This window comes from Thermoleptolyngbya sp. M55_K2018_002 (assembly GCF_015295965.1).
GTDB lineage: Bacteria > Cyanobacteriota > Cyanobacteriia > Elainellales > Elainellaceae > Thermoleptolyngbya > Thermoleptolyngbya sichuanensis.
Genome location: NZ_DVEA01000314.1, coordinates 1 through 5,057 on the forward strand (window position 1 = coordinate 1; position 5,057 = coordinate 5,057).

General features: G+C 56.8%; 4 protein-coding genes. All 4 read left to right on the forward strand.

The features are described from left to right. Positions 1 to 587: 587 nt before the first annotated feature. Positions 588 to 1,019, forward strand: coding sequence for an NfeD family protein (locus IGS51_RS16155; protein WP_297079786.1), 432 nt, complete (start codon positions 588 to 590; stop codon positions 1,017 to 1,019). 78 nt (positions 1,020 to 1,097) lie between these two features. After that, positions 1,098 to 2,051: an SPFH domain-containing protein gene (locus IGS51_RS16160; protein ID WP_297079788.1), complete on the forward strand. Its 954-nt coding sequence runs from the start codon at positions 1,098 to 1,100 to the stop codon at positions 2,049 to 2,051. Positions 2,052 to 2,127: 76 nt separating this feature from the next. Continuing rightward, positions 2,128 to 3,519 carry an ATP-binding protein gene (locus IGS51_RS16165; protein WP_297079790.1) on the forward strand — a complete coding sequence of 464 codons (1,392 nt, stop codon included), beginning with the start codon at positions 2,128 to 2,130 and terminating at the stop codon, positions 3,517 to 3,519. Positions 3,520 to 4,040: 521 nt separating this feature from the next. After that, positions 4,041 to 4,673: a Crp/Fnr family transcriptional regulator gene (locus IGS51_RS16170; RefSeq protein WP_068510594.1), complete on the forward strand. Its 633-nt coding sequence runs from the start codon at positions 4,041 to 4,043 to the stop codon at positions 4,671 to 4,673. The last annotated feature ends 384 nt before the right edge of the window (positions 4,674 to 5,057 follow it).

Sequence of the window (5,057 nt, forward strand, 5' to 3'; positions counted from 1 at the left end):
TTGATTGCCTTGAGTCGATCCCCCTAAATCCCCCTTATTAAGGGGGACTTCCGGACTGGTTCGGCTCGGTTCCCCCCCTTTTTTCAGGGGGGCTAGGGGGGATCAAAGGGCTTTAAAACACGCCCTAGATTCAAGCGGCTGAATTCAAGCGGCTAGATTCAAGTGGCTGGATTCAAACAGGCAGACGCTCAAACCCGCAAACCAATCCCCCAATCCGAGCGCGTCCCAGGGTTTATGCAGACGTTACCCAGATTTCACGCAGAACTGGCTGAAACATTGCCACCCGCAGTCTGAACCTAGCGGCTCGTTCAACGGCTGTCCATCTGGAATATTGCCAGCGTTTTTTGTAGCTATCCGTAGTGTCGAAAGTGTCGTAATGAACCCGTGACAGCGACGTGTTGGATTTAAGCAGGGACGTTTGCATTCCTTGCATTCATGTCTCTGCATAGCCCTCGGCTCCTCGAAATATAGTCCTCTTCGTCCACAGAGTCTTTTCGTCCACAGAGTCTTGCTGAAAAGTCTCTCAACCAAGCGTTCTCCTGGCTTTCTTCTTGTATCGTTTGTCCCTCTCTCTCGGATAACGGCTGATGACCATGAGTCCTAGCGTGATTTGGCTAATTGCAGGCATCGTCCTCTGCATGATGGAGATTGTGCTGCCCACTGCGTTTGTGGAATTTGTAATGGGAATTAGTGCGCTGATCGTGGCCTTTGTGGCGCTGTCGGTGCCGCAGGTCAGCCTCCAGGTCATGCTCTGGCTGGTGTTGTCGGTGCTGCTGGTGGTGCTGTCGCGCCGATTCATTCCGCAGCGGCGATCGCGCTTGATCGAAGATTCCCACGAAGCGCGGACGCTGACCTCGATTCCTCCTGGCGAAACGGGGCGGGTGATCTACGAAGGCAACTCCTGGCAGGCCCGGTGTGAGGACGAAAATCTGGCGATCGCCGCCGATCAAAAAGTGGTGGTGGTGGAGCGTCGGGGCACCACGCTGATCGTGTTGCCAGAGCATCTGGTGAGTCGCTGAGGATCGCCTGCTGAGGGTGAGTCGCGGATTGGTTTCTCTCAACTTGGTTTCTCTCAATTTGGATTGTGGAGGTTTTGCATGGAAGGTTTTTTCACCGCTCTGATTGCGCTGGTGTTGGGCACGGCTGGGCTGTCTAGCTCTGTTAAAATTGTTAACCAGGGGAACGAAGCGCTGGTCGAGCGCCTGGGCAGCTACAACAAAAAGCTGAAGCCTGGTTTGAACTTTATTCTGCCGTTTGCCGATCGGGTCGCGTTTCAGGAAACGATTCGGGAAAAGGTGCTGGACATTCCGCCTCAGCCGTCGATCACCAAGGACAACGTTGCTATCACGGTGGATGCGGTGGTCTACTGGCGCATCGTGGACATGGAAAAGGCCTATTACAAGGTGCAAAATCTCCAGGCGGCGATGGTGAACTTGGTGCTGACCCAGATTCGCGCCGAGATGGGTAAGCTGGAGCTAGACGAAACCTTTACTGCGCGATCGCAGATTAACGAAATTCTGCTGCGAGAGCTAGACACTGCTACTGACCCCTGGGGCGTGAAGGTGACTCGTGTGGAACTGCGCGACATCGTGCCCTCAAAGGCGGTGCAAGAGTCGATGGAGTTGCAAATGTCGGCAGAGCGGCGCAAGCGGGCGGCGATTTTGACCTCTGAGGGCGATCGCGAAGCTGCGGTGAACTCAGCGCGAGGCAAAGCCGATGCCCAAGTGCTAGAAGCCGAGGCAAATCAGAAGGCCGTTGTGCTGCGAGCCGAAGCCGACCAAAAAGCCGCCGTGCTGAAAGCCCAAGCCGAACGCCAAGCCGCCGTACTCAAGGCCCAAGCCACCGCCGAAGCCATCGGCATCGTCACGCAAGCCTTGAAAAACGACCCCCGCGCGATGGAAGCGGGTCAGGTTTTGCTGGCGCTGGGCTACCTCGACATGGGCAACACCATCGGCAAGAGCGACAGCAGCAAGGTGATGTTCATGGACCCCAAGAGCATCCCCGCCGCGCTGCAAGGCATGTTGTCGATGGTGGACGAGAAAGAGGGCTAGGGGTCTGGGGTTTAGAAGTTAGCCGCGTTGATAGATATCATCTGGGTTAATAGGTATTAGATAGATATCAGGGTTGTTGACTTCTAACCCCCTCGTCCAAACCCCGTCTTCTCAAACGTGCGATCGCCGCATGGATGCCCAGGTTTTAAAGCAAATTCACCTCCTCCAGCAGCAGGCCGCCTCGCTGCTGGTTTACCCAGCGGTGCTGCGGCAAGAGCCAGGGCAGGCGTTGCTGCGGCTGTTGGCGGCGCTGGGGCGATCGCCCGCCGACCGGGTAGACCTCCTGAAGGCCTATGGCGACTGGTTTTATACGCTGGCGACTCGTCAGCAAAGCTGGCAATCGCACCTGCTGGATCAGATTTTGCTAGACGACAACCCCTTTACCCAGGCAACCCAGCGAACCGACCTGAGCGACCTGCCGCAACCCCTGGTGTCCGCCGCCGCCGCTGACCTGCGAGCGCTCCAGGCGCTTTATACCACCTGCACGGGCGATCGCCTGGGGCAATGGCTGGCGATCGCCGCAGGGCTGTCCCTGCCGCCCGTAAGCTGGAGCGCAGCCGACGACCCCAAAGCATCCGCCAGCCCGCAAACCCAAACCATTCGCGCCCAGTTTCAAGCCGCCGCCGATTGGGCCAGCCTATTGCCCGATCTGGCGCAACACTACCGCAGCGCGGGTGTGGGCGACTATGCCCGCTATCGTGCCTTTCGCTGGCAAGGTGGTCGGCTAGAGGGCATCCCCCATCCCGACCCGATTTCGCTCGATGCGCTGGTGGGCTATGAGCGACAAAAACAGCAGCTTTTGCAAAATACTGAGGCGCTGCTAGCAGGCGCTCCGGCGCTGAACGTGTTGCTCTACGGCAGCCGGGGCACGGGCAAGTCGTCGCTGGTGAAGGCGCTGCTGAACCAGTATGGCGATCGCGGCTTGCGACTCATCGAAGTCAGCAAGGCGGAACTGGCGAAATTGCCGGACATTTTGCCGCTGCTGCGCGATGTGCCGCAAGCGTTTATTCTCTTTGTCGATGACCTGTCTTTTGAAGACGACGACGAAGCCTTTAAAGCGCTGAAAGTGGTGCTAGAAGGCAGCGTCGTGGCGCGATCGCCCAATGTGGTGGTCTACGCCACCTCCAACCGTCGCCACCTGATCCGCGAGTTTTTTGGCGATCGCCCCCGCCCCAGCGATGCCGACGAAATCCACAGTTGGGACACGGTGCAAGAAAAGCTGTCCTTTGGCGATCGCTTTGGGCTAACGCTCACCTTTGAACCCGCCGACCAAGACACCTACCTGGAAATCGTGCGCCATCTCGCCCGCCAAAATGACCTCCCGCTCGACCCCAAGACCCTGGAATTTCAGGCCCTCCAGTGGGCAACCCAGCAAAATGGGCGATCGGGCCGCACGGCCCGCCAGTTTGTCGATTGGGTTCTCAGCACCAGCCTGCCGTCCGTTGAAACGGGTTCCCCAGAAGCATAAAGTGATGTGGATTTGCGATTTGCGATTTGTGATTTGCGATTTTGGATTGCCTGTCAAGCATTTGCAGAGCCTCTAGCCCTCTCATTCCTAGGCAGTGTCTTAAACCTTTCTAGGTCGTTGATTGCCTTGAGTCGATCCCCCTAAATCCATTAAGGGGGACTTCCGGAGTGGTTCGGCTCGGTTCCCCCTTTTTTAAGGGGGGCTAAGGGGGGATCTTTAAGGGGGGCTAGGGGGGATCAAAGGGCTTTAAGACACGCCCTAGCGCCACTGAGGACTAGGGATCTTGAATATGTATCCTCAACTGCTTTGCTAAAAAGGCTACGTCCAGGCAGCCAGCACAATTCTAAACGGCATTTTCATAGATGGATCTATAGGTAAATCCGTGAATTCTTGCGTAAATTTGCAAATGATTGCGTATCCGTGAGCATACGGGATCTTAACCTTCTCTAAACCAGAGAATTACCCCATCTTTAGGTGCAGATTCTAGATTGAGAGGGCACGCTCACACAAGGGAGTTCAATATGCTTCAGTCATTCGCCCTGGAAGTTCCCAGCCAGTCAGACTTGCGCTTGTTGTTGGAGAAACTTTATCAGGGCAGAAGCTTGCAGTCCTTCCGCGCAGGGCAAGACATCCCGCTCACGCCACATGAAGTCTGGGTGGTTTGCCGGGGCGTAGTGCAGTTGGGCACGTTTTATGACACAGGGGATGAGGCGCTGCTGGGGCTGGCTTCCGCTTCGATGCCGTTTGGGTTGCCGCTGACGCTGATTCGTCCCTATCACGCCACCGCGCTGTCGGACGTAGACCTGATGCGCCTCACTTGGTCGGAAGTGGAACAGTCTCCTATGTTGGCGCAGGGCATTTTTCAACACATGGCGCGGCGGCTGCGGCAAACGGAGGCGGTGCTGGCAATGGTGGGCTATCGCCGAGTCGAAGATCGGCTGCGGCATTTGCTGGTGCTGCTAAAGCGGGAAGTGGGACAGCCGGCGCCTGAGGGAACTCGCTTGAGTGTGCGCCTGACCCACCAGCAGCTTGCCAACGCCATCGGCACGACTCGCGTTACAGTCACGCGCCTGATCAGCCAACTGCGTGAAGAGGGCTGGCTGTTGATCGATCGCGATCGCCATATTGTGCTGCTGCCCTACGCCAACGTGTAATAGTCCGGTGTTGAGCCTAGCTGCTCGGCCGTTCCAGCGCGAAGGGCTTGGGTCTTGGAATGCATCTTAATATATCTTTACCGAATCTGGGATAAGAAAAACTTGGGCCCTTGGCATAAGTAGGGGCGATCGCAGGATGAATGGGGTTGTAAGTGTAAATCATCAGGACAATTGACGAGGGCGATCGCATCCAGTACAATCGTCCATCAAGCTGTAATTCGATTCCTATCGGTGCAGCTTGCCTTTCCCCCGAAATTTTGGTCGTTTAGTCACCCACGGTGTCGGTAGGCGGTTGCAACACCTACCAACACCTGACCCCTCGACAGCCAGTGCCTGTCTCAGGGCTGCGTCCATTGTAGGCCGCCCTGTCCCAGCGCTTCACGT

What these genes read in the sequence shown, in the direction of transcription:
- IGS51_RS16155 (WP_297079786.1), top strand. Translation starts at nt 588, where the DNA reads ATGACCATGAGTCCTAGCGTGATTTGGCTAATTGCAGGCATCGTCCTC.
- IGS51_RS16160 (WP_297079788.1), top strand. Translation starts at nt 1,098, where the DNA reads ATGGAAGGTTTTTTCACCGCTCTGATTGCGCTGGTGTTGGGCACGGCT.
- IGS51_RS16170 (WP_068510594.1), top strand. Translation starts at nt 4,041, where the DNA reads ATGCTTCAGTCATTCGCCCTGGAAGTTCCCAGCCAGTCAGACTTGCGC.